The organism is Saccharicrinis sp. GN24d3, from assembly GCF_052400645.1.
Taxonomy (GTDB): Bacteria; Bacteroidota; Bacteroidia; order Bacteroidales; family Marinilabiliaceae; genus Saccharicrinis.
This window is the reverse complement of record NZ_JBQTGI010000013.1, coordinates 50,332-69,794: the sequence shown is the minus strand read 5'-3', so window position 1 is coordinate 69,794 and position 19,463 is coordinate 50,332. Positions and strand designations below refer to the sequence as shown.

The 19,463-nt window shown below is 38.7% G+C and carries 12 protein-coding genes; 6 read left to right on the top strand and 6 right to left on the bottom strand.

Translation table 11 applies throughout. The annotated features are described in order from the left end of the window. Positions 1-52: 52 nt before the first annotated feature. The gene (locus tag ACT29I_RS16065; protein ID WP_444793924.1) at positions 53-1,261 is read right to left on the bottom strand and encodes a methyl-accepting chemotaxis protein; all 1,209 of its coding nucleotides are present in this window, start codon (positions 1,259-1,261) and stop codon (positions 53-55) included. A 234-nt stretch (positions 1,262-1,495) separates the two neighbouring features. On the opposite strand from ACT29I_RS16065, the gene ACT29I_RS16060 reads away from it, so the two are divergent. Beyond that, positions 1,496-2,113, top strand: a complete 618-nt coding sequence (locus tag ACT29I_RS16060; protein ID WP_430932776.1) for an ankyrin repeat domain-containing protein — start codon at positions 1,496-1,498, stop codon at positions 2,111-2,113. A gap of 84 nt (positions 2,114-2,197) precedes the next feature. On the opposite strand, the gene ACT29I_RS16055 is transcribed toward ACT29I_RS16060, so the two are convergent. The 3 genes from ACT29I_RS16055 to ACT29I_RS16045 all read right to left on the bottom strand — a co-directional run bounded on the left by ACT29I_RS16055 (position 2,198) and on the right by ACT29I_RS16045 (position 7,525). Then, entirely contained in the window at positions 2,198-4,210 is a 2,013-nt protein-coding gene (locus tag ACT29I_RS16055) for an AAA family ATPase (RefSeq protein ID WP_430932777.1), read from the bottom strand. Between the two features lie 3 nt (positions 4,211-4,213). Continuing rightward, positions 4,214-6,331, bottom strand: a complete 2,118-nt coding sequence (locus tag ACT29I_RS16050; protein ID WP_430932778.1) for a tetratricopeptide repeat protein — start codon at positions 6,329-6,331, stop codon at positions 4,214-4,216. Between the two features lie 189 nt (positions 6,332-6,520). Beyond that, complete coding sequence (locus ACT29I_RS16045) at positions 6,521-7,525, bottom strand: metallophosphoesterase (protein WP_430932779.1); 1,005 nt, start codon at positions 7,523-7,525, stop codon at positions 6,521-6,523. Between the two features lie 72 nt (positions 7,526-7,597). Here ACT29I_RS16045 and ACT29I_RS16040 point away from each other — a divergent pair, with 72 nt between their 5' ends. Then, the gene (locus ACT29I_RS16040) at positions 7,598-8,572 is read left to right on the top strand and encodes a Gfo/Idh/MocA family protein (RefSeq protein ID WP_430932780.1); all 975 of its coding nucleotides are present in this window, start codon (positions 7,598-7,600) and stop codon (positions 8,570-8,572) included. Positions 8,573-8,627: 55 nt separating this feature from the next. Then, on the top strand, positions 8,628-11,882 hold the full coding sequence (locus tag ACT29I_RS16035) for an ATP-binding protein (protein ID WP_444793923.1): 3,255 nt from the start codon (positions 8,628-8,630) through the stop codon (positions 11,880-11,882). Between the two features lie 125 nt (positions 11,883-12,007). On the opposite strand, the gene ald is transcribed toward ACT29I_RS16035, so the two are convergent. Beyond that, complete coding sequence (gene ald, locus ACT29I_RS16030) at positions 12,008-13,120, bottom strand: alanine dehydrogenase (protein WP_430932782.1); 1,113 nt, start codon at positions 13,118-13,120, stop codon at positions 12,008-12,010. Positions 13,121-13,347: 227 nt separating this feature from the next. Between ald and ACT29I_RS16025 the strand changes: the two genes are divergently transcribed. Further along, entirely contained in the window at positions 13,348-14,559 is a 1,212-nt protein-coding gene (locus tag ACT29I_RS16025) for a hypothetical protein (protein ID WP_430932783.1), read from the top strand. Between the two features lie 337 nt (positions 14,560-14,896). On the opposite strand, the gene ACT29I_RS16020 is transcribed toward ACT29I_RS16025, so the two are convergent. Further along, positions 14,897-16,357 carry a sodium/proline symporter gene (locus ACT29I_RS16020; protein ID WP_430932784.1) on the bottom strand — a complete coding sequence of 487 codons (1,461 nt, stop codon included), beginning with the start codon at positions 16,355-16,357 and terminating at the stop codon, positions 14,897-14,899. Between the two features lie 192 nt (positions 16,358-16,549). On the opposite strand from ACT29I_RS16020, the gene ACT29I_RS16015 reads away from it, so the two are divergent. Next, positions 16,550-17,314, top strand: coding sequence for a glycosyltransferase family 2 protein (locus ACT29I_RS16015; protein ID WP_430932785.1), 765 nt, complete (start codon positions 16,550-16,552; stop codon positions 17,312-17,314). Between the two features lie 191 nt (positions 17,315-17,505). Then, complete coding sequence (locus ACT29I_RS16010) at positions 17,506-19,125, top strand: hypothetical protein (protein ID WP_430932786.1); 1,620 nt, start codon at positions 17,506-17,508, stop codon at positions 19,123-19,125. Positions 19,126-19,463: the final 338 nt, after the last annotated feature.

Sequence of the window (19,463 nt, the reverse complement as noted above, 5' to 3'; positions counted from 1 at the left end):
GTTTGTTCTGCAAAGAATACTGATGAATCGTTAGATTATCAGACAGGATATGTTACGCAGACTGTTTCTTTTCGAGGATATTGTTCTTCATTTTTTGTTTTTCCTTAGCCATTTTGACATTTTCCATACGTTCTTTTGCGGCAGGATTGGATGTTTTGAAGAAGTGAAGCGAATCTTTCAGGCTATCAGACAAATCTTTTAACTGCTCCGAGGTAAATGCAATTTCTTCCGAAGCTTCCACGTTATTTTGCGCTATTTCATGGAGTTCTTTTATAGAAGAATTAACCTGTTCCACGCTCACTTGCTGTTTTACACTTGCGTTTGATATTTCCGCGACCATCTCCGATGTTTTTTCGATCTGGGGCAACATATGATCAAACAAACCCGACGATCTCTCTACCAGCTTTTTGCTATCTATAGAAAGCTTTGTGATTTGCGAAACCGTATCTTTACTTCGCTCGGCCAGTTTCCTGATTTCATGGGCAACCACGGTAAACCCTTTACCTGCAGCACCTGACTTAGCCGCCTCTATAGCCGCATTTAAGGCCAATATATTGGTTCCCTTGGCAATGTCATCTATTTCTTTTGTCCCACTTGATATGGCTTCTACCATACCCGTAATTTTAGCGGATATTTCAAAAAGCTCTCTCAAGCTAGCCATATTTTCCTGGGACAGTTCATTGCTCTCCCGTGCATAACTTGTATTCTCCCCCACACTTTTAGCTATAGATTCCATTGTATTGGCTATATATTCGCTTGAGTTGGCTTGCTGAGCGGAATCCCTGGCCAAATTATGGATATTATTGGCCAGTAAAGAACTTGATTTCGATAATTTTCGGGAACCCTTGTTCATCTCTTTTACCAAGTGTCTCAGCACAAATACCAACTTTTGAATGTTATTCGTAATCATACCTAATTCATTGTCCTGATGTTCAATCCCTTTTACATTTTCGATTTGCAAATCGCCTTCGGCAATTTTATTCAGATGACTTATGGTATCCAATAAAGGTTTTTGGACTTTTGCTTTTATTCGCAAATAAAACCCACCTGTTATCATACAGGCAACAGGAATAGCCCAAACCAAATGAATCAATCCCAATCTTCCAACCGTAAAATAAATGAGTGATGAAAAATAAACAATGATCAGATTTAACCAGGAAAGCGAAAAAATAATTGATTTTTTAAAAACAATCTTTAGTCCCAAATATCCAATGGGCAACATTGAAGATACAATCACAGTAAAAAGAATCAACTCATTCATATTAGCTGGAATTAATTTAATTAAAATTAGATATTGATTGTACGTGCGTTTTCATATTTAGTGATAGATTTAGTCTAATTTTCCAAGGCATTAATCAAGAATTGTAGCCTGTTCAACCAGATAAAGCAATAGCAACAAATAAGATGGCTAAACATTTTGACAATTTATCATTGATAAATCCCTATTTTAATATAGAAGTATTACTTTTGGCGTTCATTAGAAACAAAAACAAGCATGAACAAACTAATATTGATTACTACAATAACTTTCACCGTATTTTTGGCATTCAGTTGTAACTCAACAACAAGCAAAAAGGGAGAAACCAAAAAACCAACCACGGAAAAAACGGCAACCCCTGCTTCGGAAAAAATATTCGATCGTGACTTAATAATTCAAAGTGCATTAGATGGCAAGATAGGGACAATAAAAGGAGCTTTGGAAAATGGTTTTGATGCCAACTCCACCGATGTCAACAAACGTACGCCATTAATGATGGCTGCTTTTAACGGACATACCGAAATAGTTTTGTTATTGATAAATCATGGCGCCGATGTCAACTTAATGGACAATATTAACAGGACCGCATTAATGTATGCATCCACTGGCCCATTTGCACCCACCGTACTGGCCTTATTGCAAAATGGTGCCCAACCCAACTTGATGGATAATGAGGAGAATTGGACCGCCGTAATGATGGCCGCAGCAGAAGGTCAGCTTGAGGTGGTTAAAACTTTGGTTGCCCATGGTGCTGATTTAAAAATGGTAGACGTCGACGGTGAGTCTTCCTTGGATTTTGCGAACTCGAAGGGACATACCCAGGTAGCAGAATATATTAAAACGCAAATGAAATAATGTTTCAGTTTACAGTCAGCAGTACAACCGTTTGTCATTCATGTTGGATAATCCGACTATTGACTGTTCACTGACGACTGCTGACTAACCTTCATCTTCAAATCCAAGGTTGCCTGATATATTCCTGAATCGTTCCGCTTCATCCTTCTCACCCAATTTATCGCATACCTGGGCCAAATAATAATAAGAATCCGCATGATCTTCCTTCAGCTTAACAGCTTGTTTTAAATCATTGTATGCACCATTTAGGTTGCGTAGCAAAATACGTGTCCGACCTCTATTATAATAGACTTTAAAGGTACGTGGTTTTATTTTTCGAGCTAAGGAATAATCGGCCTCTGCCCCATCCAAATCGTTGATCTCTACTTTCAGTCCCGCTCTTTTGAATATGGCCTCAAAGAAATCCGGGTTTAACACTATGGCTTTGTTTAAATTGGCTATTGCAGCACTTTTGTCGTTGGCTTTCACCAAACACTCGTTGGCCATCAAAAAATATTCCCGGGCAAACTCTGCAAGCTGTTTGTTTCGTCTTTTTTCTCTGCTTTCCAGTTGTTTTACCTTCTTGCTTAATTTTTGAATCACATTCAACTGACGGGAAATAAAACGAAGTACGACAGGCTTGGTCAGATCGTTTCTTTTAGCTACCGCCTGCCCTAATTCCTCCATGGAAGTCCTGAAATCTTTTTTCCGAAAGGCTGTTAAGGCTTTTTTGTAACCGTCGTCGGCCCGGGCAGAATCGAGACTTTCTTTTATTTGAAGTTTGTTGTTGCTCTTTCTCGAAAAATCGACACACTCCCTTTTTACGATGACATCACGGGGGGTGATCTGCGATTTCATGATGATTCCCTGCAAAGAGCGGCAACGACTCAGTGCGACATACAGTTGACCTCCTGCAAAAGCGCCACCGGTGAAATCGATCATCACTTTATCAAATGTTAAACCCTGGCTCTTGTGAACCGTAATAGCCCACGCCAGTTTTACCGGATATTGTTGATACGATCCTATTTCTTCTTCAATGATTCGGTTGTTTTTTTCGTCGTATTTATATCGAACATTCCGCCATACTTCTTTCTCAACGAGGTGGATCTCCTCATTCTCCAGCCGGACATATATACCTTCCTCATTGATTTCATCTATCCGCCCAAGGCTACCGTTAAACCATCTGCGATCAGGGGAATCATTTTTAATAAACATAACCTGGGCGTTTTCCTTTAATATTAGCTGCCGTGGGGTGGGCAAAGCCGATTCGGGAAATTCACCTGAAATATAACCTTCAAAAGTGATTTCTTCCTCTTCCAATTCCTCCAGTTTATGGTCGTTAATATAATCCACGGTATCCCTGCGCGTAGCCAGGGTAATAAAAAGCTCATCCAACGGAGCGTTGTAGGTAGGCTGAAAGCGCTGGTTGATGGTTTTGATATCATCTTGCTTAACGGCATTGACCCGGACTCTATCCAGTAAATTCACAAACTCCGGGTTACTCTGACGATATACCTTTTTAAGCTCTATTTGTACCAAGGGCAGGTTACGAAACGCCCTGGCCGAAAAAAAGAATGGCGTTTGGTAGAACCTCTTTAAAATGGCCCATTCTTCTCTTTTTACTACCGGTTCCAGCTGAAACACATCGCCCACCATCAAAAGCTGTTTCCCTCCGAAAGGCACTTGCATATTGCCTGAAAAAACTCTCAGTACACGATCGATAAAGTCAAGAATATCCACGCGAAGCATGGAAACCTCGTCGATAATCAACAGCTCCATTTCTTTAATAAGCTTTTGGTGATTTTTCCGATATTTTAAGAAATCGTAAATACGGCCGTCTTTTGTACTTAAATCAGGATCGTCGGGTAAAATTGGTCGGAACGGAATTTTAAAGAAGGAGTGCATGGTTTGACCCCCTGCATTTATGGCTGCGATACCGGTTGGTGCCACGACCACATGTTTTTTGTGTGTTTGGGTACAAATATATTTTAAAAACGTACTTTTTCCTGTACCGGCTTTCCCCGTTAAAAAAACGGACCGGTTTGTATATTGAACAAGTTTTAGGGCATCCTGAAATTCGTTATTGTCTGTATCGATATGTTCGAGCCACTCCTCCATTTACTAATGTTTCTCCTCTTTATTTACTTCCGTGTCCTTTAATACGCGTTGCATACCGTACCGTTTAATTACGTTATAGGCTTTGTATAAACCAAGTTCTCCTGCTTTACTTAGGTCCAGGGTTCCTTGTTCATCGTTTTTCAGATAAATTTGGGTAAGACCTCGATTAAAATAAGCTTCGGCGAAAAATGGATTGAGCTCAATTGCCTTATTAAAATTAATAATGGCACCTTCATAGTCTTTTCGTATACATTGCAAAATACCCAGGTTATAATAAGCAAATTCAAATTTAGGATCTATTTCAAGAACTTTTCTCAAGTCGCTTTCAATCAACTGATAGTCGAGCATTTGCTTCACTACACCATCGTCTTTTACTACGTCATCCTTTTTAAATCCGGCAGCCGTATTTTTTGATAACAAATTCACGGGAAGTTCTTCCTCCTTAAAAGTCTTCATCATTTCAACCATCTTATAGCGTATGTAAGCTCTGTTAAAATATGGTAATAAGTTTAAGTTGTTCCCGCCGGTGTTTTCTATAATATAATCGTATTCCGCTATGGCACTTGTGTAATTCAGCACAACGCCGTACAAAATTCCCCTGATAAAACGCAGGTCGTTATTTTCAGGTGTTTTTTCAAGCTCATTTCCTATTTGCTTAATGTTAGTAAAGTACTCCAATGCTTTGTTGTCATCGGTTTCCGCCTCTCTATTGGAGAATATAAGTGGTCTGCCAAACTTCTTTCGCTGGTTGAATTGTGTCACCTCAGGTTTAAAATATCTCGTTCTATTGATTAAAGAGTCTACCGAAAAGAAAGTCAATCCGTAAACCGTTTCAAGATCGATGATGATATTGCGGTTTTGAATCTTACCCCTTAGATTCTCAATTTCCTCCACTTCGCTTTCCTCAATGCCGAAATCGTCTAATACTGCTATCTTGTCGTGATTACTGATATCGTCATCTTTCTCGCTTCGTGTTTCTTTGGGTTTTGCATTATTGGCAGCTGTATTTCTTTCCGCTTTTTTACGGCTATCCTGCTCCAGCTTGTAAGCCATATTGTAATCTTTACCTGCCGCAGAACTGTTGTTTATGCCGCTATATGCCTGTGCTCTTGCCATGTATGCATCGGGATATTCCGGATAACGATCTATAATAAGGTTTAAATCAGATATGGCATCACGGAATTGTCCAACCCGGATATAAAGTAAAGACCTGTTGAAGAGCGTTAGCATATCGTCAGGGTTTAAAGCCAATACTCTGGAAAAATCATCGATAGCATTGTTCACATCCCCTATTTCAACCTTTAATATTCCCCGGTTGGCATAAGCCATGGCATTTTTAGGCTCCAACTCGATCACCTTATCAAAGTCCTGCATGGTGCCTTCCAGATTATCCATCTGATAACGGATTACACCCCGCATCATGTAATAAGATGGCTCGTGCCTATCCAATTTAATCGCTTCGTCGATACGGGCAATCGCTTTCTCAAAATCATTGATATCATAGTAAATAAATGCACTAAAGCGATATGCATCTGCCACTAAGGGATTTACTTGAATTGCTTCGTCCATATCCCGAACAGCTCCGATGGTATCCTTTAAATTAAGCTTGGATATGGCCCTGTTTATATAGGCACCGTACTGTGCAATATCGATTTTTAACACTGAAGTAAAATCGTCGATACTTTTTTGGTAATCTTTGGTATTCATATATACCAAACCTCTGTTAAAATAAATTCCTTCGTCCTGCGGACTGAGTTCCAGTCCCTTGCCATAATCTTCCAGTGCTTTTTGATAGGATCCGAATTTGCTTCGTATATCGCCCCTGAACCTATAATAACTAGCATGAAACGGATTGATCCCGATCGCCTTGTCCATATCTTTTTCGGCTCCTTTTAGATCGTCCAGACTAAACTTGGCATACGCTCTAAAATAGTATGGATCGGCCAAGTAGGGTTTTACGCGTATTACCTTGTTGAAGTAGGAAATAGCCAACACATAGTCTTCGTAATACAACGAATTCCTGCCAATAATCAGCACCCTGTCTGTATCTATTTGTGCATGGCTATTGGCCGAGACGACAAGCAAAAAGAGTATATGAAGGGAATAAAAGATCTTTCTCATAAAAAATAACTGTACGGTAATAAGTATCATATACTAACCTGGGCAAGCCAAAAACAAACAAGTTATTGGCTTGCCCAGGTTAATCGGACAAATATAATAAGTTTAAGGGATTCAACTAAAACCGTACCACACTTTCGGTAAAATAACATGACGGTTCATTTTTGCTGCCCGGTATTATCTTTTCCAGTATTACCTTTTATTTGCAAAGAGTCCTTGCAATAAGCCAAGTTCTTTTTCCACGAAAACCATATTCTCCATGTTCACCTCGGTTTCTCCTTTCCACCTGTAGGCCGCCAGAACTCCTCCGCTAGCAATGCAGGAATCAACGCAACAAACATTTTTCTTGGGTGACATGTTTTCTTTGTCCATACAGTAATGACCAAAAAACACAATTGATTCATCCTCGGAATAATGTTTATACGGAAAGAGCAATTGTTTTGGAATCGTATAATCGGGCAATCGGAACTTATTACCGTAGCTCAGCTCATAAAAGGTTTTGTTGTCCGCTTCCTCCCACCACTTAATTCTGAAATTGTTTCTTCTGTTGTTGTTTGAATCCTTGATAATTAAATCATTCGGTAAGTTAAACTCAATTCCTTTGGTGGATTTTGCAACTGCATTTCCTAACACATGACCGGTATCCACCATATATTCTAAAGTTGTTTTTCGAAAGCGGCCATCTTCCCTGTAATCTTCGATTATGTTGGCATATTCATCGTTCCAATAAGCATGCACCACTTTAATATCCCCGAAATCGAGATGAATGGGCAAGGTCCTTAACCATTTCACATAACCTTTCAGGAGTTTCTCTTCGCCGTAAAACTCTTGCCTTACTTGTTCGACCAGTTTTTTATTTGAGTAGGAAAGTTTTTTGAAGGGTTTCCCCTCTTTGTTTTTAGTAAGATGATAGATCGCATAAAGCTCATGATTCCCTAATATAGCATGTGCAAATCCATAGCTAACCATTCCCCGCACAGTTTCCAGAACTCTGCGTGAATCTGGTCCCCTGTTTATAAAATCGCCCACAAATATAGCCTTGCGGTGGGCATGACGCCAAACGCCATACATTTTGGTATATCCCAGCTTTAAGAGCAGCTCTTCCAGTTCGTTGGCATTACCATGAACATCTCCTATTATATCGTAGAAACATTTTTCCTGAATTATATTTCTTTTTTCGCCTTTAACCTGCTCCAAAATTCGATATATTTGATTATTGTTATCGGGCAAAAGTATAACATTTGCTTTTATTTTAAAAACAAATTTTCCATGACAAAAATAATTAATTGGGGTATCATAGGTTGCGGGGATGTTACAGAGAAAAAAAGTGGTCCTGCTTTCAACAAGATCGATAATTCTAAGCTAATGGCAGTTATGAGGCGCAACTTATTAAAAGCCAAGGACTATGCACAAAGGCACGATGTTCCATATTATTATAACGATGCCGCTCAGCTGATATCGTCTCCTAACGTTGATGCCATATATGTTGCCACACCACCATCTACACATGCCTATTATGCCATCTGTGCCATGAAAGCAGGAAAACCGGTGTATGTTGAAAAACCTATGGCCACATCATACCAGGAATGCCAGGAAATGAATCGTGTATCAAAAGAAACAGGAGTTCCGTTGTTTGTGGCCTACTACAGGCGAACACTGCCAGGCTTTTTGAAAGTAAAAGAACTGGTTGACAATAATACCATTGGCAAACCTCTTGCGGTGAACATTCGTTTGACGCGTCCAGCCAACGAAGATGAAAAGAACAAAGCCTGGAGGGTAGAAAAGTCTGTTGCAGGTGGAGGTATTTTTTACGACCTGGCATCTCATCAACTCGATTTTTTGGACTTTTTATTTGGCCCCATAGTTGAAGCTAAAGGATTTTCGTCCAATAATAACTCCTGGTATCAGGTTGAAGATACGGTAACTGCCTGCTTTAAATTCACGGACGGGCTAGTCGGTAACGGCCTCTGGAGTTTTGTGACCACAGATGAAGCCCAAAGGGATACTATAGAAATAATTGGGACAGAAGGTACGGTCATTTTTAGCTGTTTTGGACACCGAGCTATTCAATTACATACGCATAGTGGAACCTTGGAGTTTCCCTATCTGAATCCGGAAAACATTCAATACAACCTGATTAAGCAAGTTACGGAACACCTGAATGCAGGAAAACCTTGTGTCAGTACCGGTATTACTGCTGCAAGAACCAACAAGATATTGGAAGATATAATTAATTGTGGATAATGCCAGATTAAATAATGATGGTCATTACTTCAATAATTTATTATCTTTCGCAAAAATGAACAAGTACACCAACTTTCAGTTTATCAAATCGCTCCAAGTTGGTCCTCAAATACCCGGAATGAGCGTTAAATTAAAACTATTATTGTTATTGGTTTTGTCGTTGACCCCTATATCAATACAATCACAAGCCATAGATTATCACGGATCACCTTATTTGCAGAACTATAATCCTAGCGTCAATAATTCATATTCCCAACTGTGGGATATAGACCAGGATCAAAGAGGAATCATGTACTTTGGCGGTACAGAGGGTTTGTTTGAATTTGACGGAACAAACTGGAGGCATTATCCAATGCCCAAACATTCTATTGTCAGATCGTTGGCTGTTGATTCGTTGGGTACTGTTTTTATTGGAGGCAATAATGATTTTGGTTTTTTTAAACCGAATCAAATCGGTACATTAAAATATCATTCTCTGACCCACCTGGTTCCTAACGATGCACCTTATTTCCAGAGCATTTGGAGGATATACACCTCGGAACAGGGCGTTTATTTCTTCTCTCGAAAAAGGATATTCAGATATATAAATAATACTATTGAGGTAATACCTGTTAATCTTCAACTACCCTGTGCTTATTTAATTAACGGCGATATTTTTATTAAGGACAGGACAAACGGCTTAGCAAGAATTGATGGCAACCAAATAGTGTTATTAAAAAATTGTGAAGAACTCAGTACTATCGAACAAGGATATTTTTTTATAAACTCATTTTCTGATACTGAATTATTGATTTCATTTAGTAAAACAAACCACTTTTATAAATATAACCTAAATAAACAAACCCTAACGAACCATCATATCCCCGAAGCTACCAGAAAATATTTGGCCGAAAACTATCAGTTTAGCACTGCAGACCTGGAAAACGGTACGATTGCCATAGGTACGTCCAGTGGGGGCGTTATTATTATTAATAAACAGGGAGAAATTGTTGAGCTGATAAATTCAAATCGTGGACTCAGCACCGACCTGGTCTCTAGTGTTTTTCTTGATTCAGAAAAAAACCTGTGGTCCACTTCCAGGAAAGGCATTTCCCGTATAGACATTAGTTATCCGGCTAATTTTTATTACAAAAAGCAAGGTCTCGAAGCTAACGTTGTTTGTTCTAAGTTTCATAACGGAACCCAATACATTGGAACAGATATTAAATTTTATTATTTACCGCCGTATCAGTTGAAATTATCAAACGACAATCATGTTGTTAAGAGTATTGCAAAACCGTTCGCACCCAATCAAATTATTGATGTAAACGGACATTTACTGTTATGCAATTGGTATGGTGTTGAAGAAATTGTCAACGATAAATCAAAAACTTTCTATCAGGGGCTAACTAGGGTGTTTTGTGCTGCCCATGATAAACAATACCCTAACAAAATAGCTCTTGGACAGAACAACGCTGTGGTGATTTGTACATTTAAAGAGACAGGGGTAAACAAAGACTTAGTTTTGACCGATACCCTTAGTATTGAAGACAACAATATCAGTCAGATAAGATCCATGGCTTTCGATAACGATGGAAACTTATGGTTAGCCTCCTTAAACGAAGGAATATTTTTGATAAGATTCATGAGCAAGGACTTAAAATCATATCATATCTCGCATTTCTCTGAAAAAAATGGCTTGCCCAACATACTTCTGGAATCTTTGGTAACTAAATTTAATCACAAAATTAACATTAGTACTCCGAAAGGAATATATAAAGCCGTATTACCGCCGGCTGGTAGCCCTGATTCGCTAACCCGGTTTACGCATGACAAATATTGGGGCAAAACATTTACCGAAGATTCGTGTGCCGTTCGTATGATAGAACAGATTGACAGTATTTCTTATTTTATATCGGGAGACAAAACAGGAATACTAACGGTACAAGACAGCAATGCTCAGTTTAATTTTAAGCCATTTTTAAAGTTAGGCCAAATAAGCTCTGTTTCCGTAGAAAATAACAGGTATATTAACTTAGGTCAGTTCGAGTCCTTTTGTACTTTTGACAGCCAAAATAAAAAAGACTATGCACGTCCTTTTAATGTACTTATTCGAAAGGTAATTATCTCCACCAACGACTCCATCCTGTTTGACGGAGCCTTTCTTAACCCAACAGGAAAAAAAGTGATAAATAACCAAACCGAAGAATTCATACCTACTCTGGAAAATAGGTTTAACAGCTTGAGAATTAATTTCAGCGCCAATTTCCTCGAATCTTCCGAGAAAAACCAATATAGCTACATGATTGAGGGGTTCGATAAAGATTGGAGTCCTTGGTCCCCGACAGCTTCGGCCGTATACACGAATATTCCGCATGGCAAGTTAAAATTTAAAGTGAAGGCTAAAAATGTTTACGGAACGGTTAGTGAAATTAGCACCTATTCGTTTTTGGTTAAACCGGCCTGGTATCAAACCAAATGGGCCTATATTCTGTACTGCTTGCTAAGTATTTTTTTAATAGCACTTATCGCAAAATTGTACAATCGTAACCTGACCCTGAAAAATACCAAATTGGAAACGATGGTTAAAAAACGAACGCACGAACTAGAAGAAACCATCGATAAATTAAAAGATACCCAGTCGACCCTGGTTCAGCAGGAAAAAATGGCTTCGTTGGGAATTCTAACTGCTGGCGTAGCGCATGAAATAAACAATCCGTTGAACTATATTCTGGGTGGCTATACAGGACTTGATTTTTATTTTCGGGAACACGAAATTGAGGATGAAGAGGTTCAGTTACTTATGGATAGCATTAAAATAGGCGTTGACAGGGCGGCGGATATTGTGGCTGGACTGAACCAGTTTAGCCGAACCAAAAACACTTTTGACGAAAAATGCGACCTGCACTCTATAATAGATAACAGTATTTTAATGATCAAGCACCTATTAAAAACCCGTATTAAATTGGTTAAAAACTACGATGCTGAATCATCAACAGTTTTGGGTAATGTAGGAAAACTGCATCAAGTATTTATCAATATACTTACCAATTCGTGCCAGGCAATTAAAGGCAAGGGCATTATAACCATTACCACAAATATCCTGGAGCAGTCTTTAATCATTAAAATATTTGACACGGGGGAAGGAATAAACAACGATAATCTCGATAAAATTACCGACCCATTCTTCACAACCAAGGATCCCGGGGAGGGATCCGGTCTGGGATTATCCATCACCTACAAGATAATTCAGGAACACAATGGGAAATTAGAATTTACATCGGAACTAGGAAGAAGTACTACGGCGTTAATAACATTGCCCTTGATATAAACCAAGCTGTCGAAAATTAAAATCTTGTAGGTTGACGAATCGGCATGAACACATTCTATTGCAAAAGGCCAATTTGTGTTGGAACAAATTGGCCTTCAAATTACATCTGTGAAATATATATTCTGTTATAATATGTTTTCCACGGGTACGTATGGCAAATCAAAAGCAGTAGAAACACCTTCGTAAACCACATCACCTTTCACAATATTTAGCCCTAACTTTAAAGCTGAATTGTCCTGACATGCTTTTTTCCACCCCTTTTTTGCCAGCTCCAATGCATACGGCAAAGTAGCGTTAGTTAATGCCATTGTTGATGTAAAAGGTACTGCACCAGGCATATTTGCAACTGTATAATGGATAACATCATCAATAATATATGTAGGATCTTCATGTGTGGTTGGTTTAGAAGTCTCGAAACAACCACCTTGGTCAATAGCAACATCAACCAATACGCATCCTTGTTTCATGGTAGGCAGCATATCGCGCGTTATCAATTTGGGTGCTTTGGCTCCGGGAATCAATACAGCACCAATGATTAAGTCCATTTTACGAACTTCTTCCCGGATGCGCATCTCATTGGCTGCCAAAGTACTTACGTTGGCAGGCATAATATCATCCAAATAACGTAAGCGCTCTAAACTTTTGTCCATGATAGTTACATTGGCACCCATTCCTGCCGCCATTTTTGCGGCCTGGGTACCTACAACACCACCACCGATCACTAATACTTTAGCAGGACGAACCCCAGGAACGCCTCCTAACAACACTCCGCGTCCTTTGTACGTTCTTTCTAAATACTTTGCGCCTTCCTGCGTAGCCATTCTACCAGCTACCTCCGACATTGGAACCAATAACGGAAGCTTTTTGTCGGGGGTTTCCACGGTTTCGTAACTTAAACAAATTGCTTTTTGCTCAATCATGGCCTTGGTTAATGGCTCACAAGATGCAAAATGAAAATAAGTGAACAATAACTGATTTTCTTTAATCAATTTATATTCCGGCTCAATAGGTTCTTTTACCTTCACAATCATTTCAGCAATAGCATATACCTCTTCAATGGTGGGTAAAATTTTGGCACCAACCTTTACGTAATTCTCGTCGAAAAAATCGGTACCTTCGCCTGCGGTAGATTGTACATATACAGTGTGACCAGCCTTAACACACTCTAATACTCCGGCCGGAGTCATACCAACCCTATTTTCGGAAGGTTTAATTTCCTTAGGAACACCTATAATCATTGCTCTAAACTTTAAAATATTTATTGAATAGTTTTGTCATTTCAAATTAAGAAATTACTTTGTTTATGCACTATGAATATTGTCAGGCAAAAAAGCTGTTTAAAATCATGGTAATTATTTACAAAAATCGTCAAATTAATCAGAAACCCTATAGTTGGGATGGCTATTGCACTTATAAGTGCATTTTTCACAAAGCACACCCGATATTTTTTTCAGTTAATACATAAATGACAGATATTTTCATCTATAACCCCACGGGCGAAATGGCAATCGCCAATGGCATGGTCAGTTATATGCCTCCTAAAAACCTAAGGCATTTTGAAAGTGATTTAGCTTTTCTGCCCTCCTTTTTTGCATCGAAAGGCGATATAATCCTCACCCCCAATCTTCCGAACCCCGCTTTTTTAGAACAATGGTATGCCTTAGGACTTGTAAAGATTCGTTATTTAAGCTCATTGAAACAAACAAACAGCAACTTAAATTATATCAGACCCTGGAGTTGGAATCCCGCCATACATCATAAAACCAAACATTTGAAAGCGAATACTTCAGATGATTTTAAAACGTCGCCTAATTTTAGCTGGAAAGATAGCAGTATGGCATTTTTTAGCAGGGATACCACGAACAAAGTCCAAAAGTATATTCACGAATCAGATGTGATAAATCCAATCATTAATATACCATCTCCAGCTATTTCACTTACTTCATTGGAAGATTTCAATTCGTGGATGAGCAAGCAAAAAACGGCTATTTTAAAAATGCCATGGAGTTCCTCGGGAAGAGGAATTCACGTTATTGCACCGCATAAAAATCTTCATGCGAATTACCCTTGGATAAAGGGAGCCATAAAACAACAAGGGTTCTTAACAGCAGAACCTTTGTTGGATAAAGTTTTTGATTTCTCCTTTCAATTGGAGATCAAGCAAGATGGAGAAATTGACTTTTTAGGTATCTCATATTTTATAAATGACGAAAAGGGACACTTTGTTGGTGGAAATATAAATTGGCCTCACCAAATAAATGAAATTAGTAATTTTCTGCAAGTTGATTTACTTAAAAATGTATCCTTGATTCTAATTGAAGCTTTAAAAACAGTTTCCCCGCATGATTATTACGAAGGCCCTATTGGTGTGGATGCCATCCTATATAAGGATATTAAAGGAAATTTAAAAATTCATCCTTGTGTTGATATAAACTGGCGATACAACATGGGTATTGTCAATATCTCGCTGCCTAAATTTGTGGATGAAAACGCTATTGGATTTTGGAAAGTGTCGTCATTCCGGAAAGGTGAATGGAACAAATTTATAGAATCAAATAAAAAAACTAAGCCACTTATAACTAGCGCTTTTAATAAGATATCCAGCGGTTTTATTAATATGACTCCCGCAAACGAACAAGCAGCATTTGGTGTATGGATGGAGGTATGGCCTAAATAAAACGTCCTTAAACCCGCAATATGCATTAGAAAATCTATTACACATTGAAATTGTTTCAAAACAAGACACTCCGCTGCTTCACTTCAACTCACCATAACGATGAAAACCTAGTAAGATTGCACTTTCAATGTTCACGACGAAGTTCTAATGCATAATCCGGGTTAAACTATTTTGATATAGATTACGAGAAGGTTTTGAGCCTCGCTTTGGGATTGATTATAATAACTTTGAAACCCGGGAACCTACCATATAATGCCCGGGAAAATAGTTTGGTGAGCTTTGGGGAGATCAACAAAGCAAGTTTCAAGTCATTCTTTTCATACAAAAATGGTTTCCATCATGAATCCCCATTGGGTTTAGTTTGATTTACATTGTTTGGTATTAAATACGACAGGATTACTGCCAAACTAAAAGCTACCAGATAACTCACCAATCTTTCTGATATGCCCGTGATATCGGCCAACCATGTTTTCCAGATAATGGTTGAAATTGATCCCCCAAGCAAAGAGCCATACAAGCCAGCCACAGAAAACCTTCTCCAGAAAAGCAACAGTAAGATAGCCGGTCCAAATGAAGCACCTATACCCGACCATGCATAAGATACCAAACCATATACTGTTTCTTTCATTAAAATTGCCAATGCAAACGCAAACAAGCCCACAACAACTATCAAGATCTTGTTGATCTGCAACTTTCTTTTCTCTGAAAAATGATGTTTCCGGCTGCTTTCAATTAAATCTTCACTTACTGCCGTCGAAGCCACCATCAATTGCGACGAAGCTGTAGACATCATAGCACTAACAGCCCCTGACAATAAAACTCCTGCCAATAACGGGTTCAATAGAAGCATCACAAGTGTTGGCATAATCTTTTCGGCATCTAGGGCTAATGTCAGGGCCACATCACCTAAAACTCCGGATTGTACCAACTTATATCCGATTAAACCAATGGCAAAGGCACCCACATAAGCTAACATGGTCCAAATAACCGCCACTACCCTTGCTTGTTTTGTTTCCCTATCGTTTCTTAATGCCATCAGGCGAGTTAATAACTGTGGCTGTCCAGTATAACCTACGGACCAGCTGAGACCGTTTAGGATGAGCAGAAAAGAAAAAACACTTTTGTGATCGGCATTACCTATCTCATCCGGCACAGTTGATACAATGGATGAGAGATCTATACCATTATTAACCGCAACAAAATAAGCTATGATCGGCAATACCACACAGGTAACCACCATTAAAATAGCCTGAAAAGCATCGGTGGCAACAACGGTAATAAATCCTCCCAACATGGTATAAAATGTTACCAATAACGACCCGAGAATCATTCCCCATAAAGGATCGATACCGAAAGTATTGTTGAATATTTTTCCGGCACCAGAAAATTGCGAGGCAATATAAAGCATAAAAAAGAAAATAATTACGGTAGAAGTAACTATGGTGATAGGTCTTGTGTGTTTGGGAAATTTGTTTACAAACAGGGCACTCACGGTTACGGCTCCATATTTTTGCTGAACTCGCTGAAGTGGATTGGCCATAAAGATCCATAAAAAGAAGATCCCTAGCATACAACCAATAGCCACCCATACGGATGTTATTCCTTCGGCATAGGCGTGGCCGGTAAGACCAAGCAACAGCCATGCCGACTCTCCTGTGGCCCTTTCGGAAAGTGCGAGCGAATAACCGGATAGTTTGTTTCCGCCGATAACAAAATCGGTGTTGGTTTTAGATTTGTTGGAAGACCAGGCAACTATTCCAATCAACAAGATTAGGTATAAGATAAATACAAGCGTCATATATAGTAAAGGTTATTTACCAGAGTTCCACATTGCTTTTTTTTAATTCGAACTCACGTTATTACAAATAAACATATTTATAACATAACAAAATAAAAACTGTTCCGTAATTATTTATACACAACTTTTACAAATGATTTGTAAATATTAATTAAAGCCCTCATTTTTGCGCTCGATATTTAAACCTTTATAATGACCGTTTCTATAATAACTGCTACCTATAATGCAGGGAAAACCCTTGAAAGTGCGATAACATCGGTAATCAATCAAACCTATCCACACATTGAATATATTGTTGTTGATGGAGGATCAAAAGATGAAACCATAGGCCTGGTTGACAAGTATCGTCCTTTTATCCACCGGTATGTTTCCGAGCCGGACAATGGGATTTATGATGCGTTGAACAAAGGAATCAGCATGGCCACGGGCGACATCATCGGATTTTTACATGCCGATGATCTTTTGGATGACGATTCAACCATTGAAACAATGCTAAACGTATTAAAAAACAAGAACACGGATGCCATTTATGGCGATCTGGAATATGTTCAGGTTAACGATCCAACCAAGGTGGTAAGGTATTGGAAAAGTAAACCATTTAAACCATCACTGTTAAAAGCAGGCTGGATGCCCCCGCACCCCACGTTGTTTTTGAAAAAACAGGTTTACGACGAAATCGGATTGTTTAACCTGAATTATAAAATTGCGGCCGATTACGATTTTATTCTTCGATTATTCTCAAATCCTAACTACAGTGCTACATATGTTCCCATGGTAATTACCCGCATGAGAGTGGGCGGTGCCAGCAACAAAAACATAAAGAACATACTTTTGAAAACCAGGGAAGACATACGTGCTCTAAAAGAAAACAAAGTAGGTAATCTATTTTCTTTGATATGGAAAAATGTATCTAAATTGCCTCAATTCGCAAAAAGTCGACACGGCCGAAGCGAATAATTGGCACGGCTGAGACGAATAATGGTTTTAACGGGATCTTGCCTTGATAGGCACTCAATATGTAGTGATAAAAGCAGTTAGTTCGCAAAAAATGAAAAGAACATACAAATTCAATCATTTAATTTATACGCAAAGGAATGATTGAATTTGCATGGGAGTTCCATATGACCATGGAAAGAAAATAAAAGCATATGAAAATTAGTCAAAAATTAATATTTGCCACAGTAGTATTAATAGCAACTAACCTGTCGGCACAGGAAATAAGTCATTATAACAACGATAAATTCAATCCATTTGAACGCATAATTTATCGTCCCGGATTAAACATTCATACTTCTGTTCGTACCTACCAATTGGATAAGATCAATGCGATAACAAATATAGATTCTTTGTTATATGATGGATTAAAAGTACCATCAGGAAAATTGAATTTTTGGCAACGTATTTTCCATGATGATTTATTGAAATGGGAAAATGAGGAAGTCACCATTAAAATTAATCCTCTGTTCGATTTTGGTGTGGGAAACGAAACGGATGAAGGAAAAGGCACCTGGAATAATACACGAGGGCTTTTTATTGAAGGGACCTTTGGCAAGAATTTTTATTTCTATACCGATTTCGTGGAGAACCAAAGCGTATTCCCGAATTATATGGACGAATTTGTTGACCTAAGAAAAGTAGTACCGGGACAGGGAAAAAGCAAAAGCTATGGCGATAATGCGCACGACTACGCTCAATCTACAGGCTTTATTTCGTTTAATCCTGCAAAGTGGTTTAATGTGCAATTGGGTCAGGGCAAACATTTTATTGGCGATGGATATCGCTCGTTGTTACTTTCCGACAATTCGTTTAGTTATCCTTACCTAAAGTTTTCGGCTGAATTTAATAAGGTTCATTATCATGTGTTGTGGGCACAACATCGAGACTTAAACAACATAACTGAAGAACAGGAAAGCAATGATTCCAGATATCTGGATAAATATTCAGCGTCGCACTATTTGACCATCAATGTCGGCAACCGCTTATCGATGGGACTATTCGAAAGCGTTGTTTGGGCTGGGCAAGATAACAGGGGACAACGCAACTTCGACCTTTCCTACCTTAACCCTATAATCTTCTTTCGCCCATTAGAATACTCTTTGGGATCGCCCGATAATATGACCATGGGATTAACCACCAAATATATCGTCGGCAACAACAGTGCCTTATATGGACAGTTTGTGTTAGGTGAATTTAAATTCGACGAAGTGTTTTCCGGCAACAAATGGTGGGCCAACAAACAAGGTTTTCAACTGGGTTTTAAAAGCTATAACCTTTTCGGCATCAACAAGCTTGATTTCCTTACCGAATATAACCAGGTAAGGCCATATACTTACTCGCACCGCGAAACCATAACAAATTACGCCCATTACAATCAGGAGCTGGCCCATCCCCTCGGTGCCAACTTCAGGGAAAGCGTTACCAAAGTAAAGTATCAATACAGACGATTTGTTTTTAATGCTGAATTGATGTTTGCCATGTATGGCAAAGACCTTTCTGACGATGAAGATGCTCCCAGCTTTGGCCAAAATATCTTTAGAGACAATGATTACCGACCTGAAGATTATGGAAATTCTATCGGTCAGGGTTTAAGAACCAATCTGACTTATCTGGATGGTAATATGAGTTATTTGATTAATCCACGAAACAATTTTAATATTGCTGCGGGACTTAGAATCAGAAAAGAATCAAATGACCAGGAAACGAAAAACACCCAAATGGTTTGGTTTGCCGTTAGAACATCCATCAGAAGCATTTATACCGATTTTTAAGTATAGTGAATCGAGCGTATAATGCTCCGTAATTATATCTAAACGAAGATTATCGACTAGTATATTTATTTAATCAATACCCGTTCCACATAAGCAACATCGGTTCTTCCCTTAAAATAAGAGTACTGCGGTGCAGTCGTAGGGAGGGGGATTGGGATATTAATGTAAGCTTATATTCCTATGCATATAAGCTTACAAACAACCATTAGAGTATTAACTAGCATTATTATTCTCCAATACATTTCATTTATTCCCCTATTAAATGGTATGGATTTTTACTAAAACATATCGTAACTTGAGTATAAATGTTTTACACAGGCCTTTCCGTTGGAATTGAC

Bases quoted from the DNA above. Each gene is read 5' to 3' on its own strand.
- ACT29I_RS16050 (WP_430932778.1), bottom strand. From the start codon at position 6,331: ATGAGAAAGATCTTTTATTCCCTTCATATACTCTTTTTGCTTGTCGTC.
- ald (WP_430932782.1), bottom strand. From the start codon at position 13,120: ATGATTATAGGTGTTCCTAAGGAAATTAAACCTTCCGAAAATAGGGTT.
- ACT29I_RS16010 (WP_430932786.1), top strand. From the start codon at position 17,506: ATGAAAATTAGTCAAAAATTAATATTTGCCACAGTAGTATTAATAGCA.
- ACT29I_RS16025 (WP_430932783.1), top strand. From the start codon at position 13,348: ATGACAGATATTTTCATCTATAACCCCACGGGCGAAATGGCAATCGCC.
- ACT29I_RS16065 (WP_444793924.1), bottom strand. From the start codon at position 1,261: ATGAATGAGTTGATTCTTTTTACTGTGATTGTATCTTCAATGTTGCCC.
- ACT29I_RS16055 (WP_430932777.1), bottom strand. From the start codon at position 4,210: ATGGAGGAGTGGCTCGAACATATCGATACAGACAATAACGAATTTCAG.
- ACT29I_RS16015 (WP_430932785.1), top strand. From the start codon at position 16,550: ATGACCGTTTCTATAATAACTGCTACCTATAATGCAGGGAAAACCCTT.
- ACT29I_RS16040 (WP_430932780.1), top strand. From the start codon at position 7,598: ATGACAAAAATAATTAATTGGGGTATCATAGGTTGCGGGGATGTTACA.
- ACT29I_RS16060 (WP_430932776.1), top strand. From the start codon at position 1,496: ATGAACAAACTAATATTGATTACTACAATAACTTTCACCGTATTTTTG.
- ACT29I_RS16020 (WP_430932784.1), bottom strand. From the start codon at position 16,357: ATGACGCTTGTATTTATCTTATACCTAATCTTGTTGATTGGAATAGTT.
- ACT29I_RS16035 (WP_444793923.1), top strand. From the start codon at position 8,628: ATGAACAAGTACACCAACTTTCAGTTTATCAAATCGCTCCAAGTTGGT.